Origin of the sequence: Neobacillus driksii, from assembly GCF_013409995.1 — a bacterium.
Lineage (GTDB): Bacteria > Bacillota > Bacilli > Bacillales > Cytobacillaceae > Neobacillus > Neobacillus driksii.
On sequence record NZ_JACCBX010000030.1, the window covers coordinates 1 to 1651 of the forward strand.

Below are 1651 nucleotides of genomic sequence, written 5' to 3' on the forward strand. Positions count from 1 at the left end.
TCTCCGTCTATTTCTTACGATTAGTCAAGTGTATTTCAGTTAATTCATTTATGTTTTTTTATTTAGATGTACTTGGGAGGGGTACCCCTCCCAAGTACATCTAAATTTTCCCATGACGAAAAGACCTCACGATATTCTTTTTTTCGAAAGGTCAGTGTGCTATAGTGAATATAAACTTGGCTACGATTTCTGAGCTGGTAGTGCGGACTCATAATCGTAAAGTATGCCGTGTGTCAGTAACTGAAACGTCACTTTCAGAAACTTATTGATACACGCCACAATCGCGACCTTATGAGGCTTTCTCTGAGGTTGCGTTTTTAATTTGTAATAATAGTCTACTAAATGATTAGGTTTTCCTTTTGCCATAAGCATCGTACAAATCATAAAAAATAAAATCTTCCGTAGCTTCTTATTTCCTCGTTTATTAATACGATCACGGTATTGTGTATTGCCAGATTGATAGCGCATAATATCGATGCCAACGTAAGCGTTCAGTTGTTTCGCGTTTTTAAATCGGCGAATATCACCTAGTTCGCCAATAAGTCTGCACGCTGTTGTATCACCAATCCCTGGAAAAGAGCGTAATACGGTATATTCCTTTCTTCCTTCAGACATCATAACCATTTGTTTCACAAGCTGGTCTTTCTTTTCTATTAAATCCGCAATACGTTGGGCATAATCGCGTACTTGATTACAACGAATATCCGTTGGTTCAATGGCAGGATATGAATTTTTCGCAGCTTCTAATAACAAGATGGCTATTTTCTCTGCACGTTCTAGTGAAAGTTTTTTACGTGTATTGCTTTTTAAACGATTTTTAATAATTGTCTTTGAATGAGCTAATAATAGTGCTGGATGTGGATACAATTGCACAAAATTTAAAAATAGCGCTGAACTCGGTGTAATAAGTCGTTCCAACTCTGGAAATGAAATATGTAAAATGGCATGCATACGATTGCGTAAAAGAATAAGTTCTTCTTCAATCTCGTCATAATAACGAGTAATCGCCCGCATCTGTTCATAATAATCATTCTGTACATACGTCGTTTCACGTTCCAATTTAAAGTGGGTTTTCGCTAACTCATGGGCATCGCTAATATCGGTTTTGTGTCGACGCATTGAAGCCATTTGTAGGTTCGCTTCAAGCGGGTTCATGCGACAGTATGTATGTCCGTGATCCCGTAGAAACTTTTCAACTGATTTTGAATAGACACCCGTGGCCTCAAATACGATTTCGGGGGCTTGTCCATCAAGAGCTGTTATTTCCTTAATACGAAGGTGTAGCTGCTCAAAATCAATGCGTGTATGATACAATTCCCCTTCAAATTCACATTGTCTATAGCCATTATAAATGGCAATGGTACTTATCCCTTTACTTACATCAAGAGCGATGACATGTTTCATATAAAAACTCTCCTTTTATAACCAATCATAGAAGTCTTCACAGTGCCTTATCGATTCCATTTTCTTATACACGGTCTCTAGGACCCAACATACTAAACTGATTCAAACAAGGGTGTGAAGTTGGTCTGTTTAAGATACGGACTCTTACATGGTCCCATAGACGGATCGACCTTCCTTCACTTCTACTATAAAAAAATAGTAGCACAAACCATGGCCTTGGTTTGTGCTACTAATGTTAGTATGTTTA

General features: G+C 37.8%; 1 protein-coding gene. It reads right to left on the minus strand.

The genetic code is table 11. The annotated features are described in order from the left end of the window. Window positions 1-180: 180 nt before the first annotated feature. The gene (locus tag F4694_RS31670) at window positions 181-1404 is read right to left on the minus strand and encodes an IS110 family RNA-guided transposase (RefSeq protein ID WP_179603850.1); all 1224 of its coding nucleotides are present in this window, start codon (window positions 1402-1404) and stop codon (window positions 181-183) included. Window positions 1405-1651 lie beyond the last annotated feature (247 nt).

Bases quoted from the DNA above. Each gene is read 5' to 3' on its own strand.
- F4694_RS31670 (WP_179603850.1), bottom strand. From the start codon at position 1,404: ATGAAACATGTCATCGCTCTTGATGTAAGTAAAGGGATAAGTACCATT.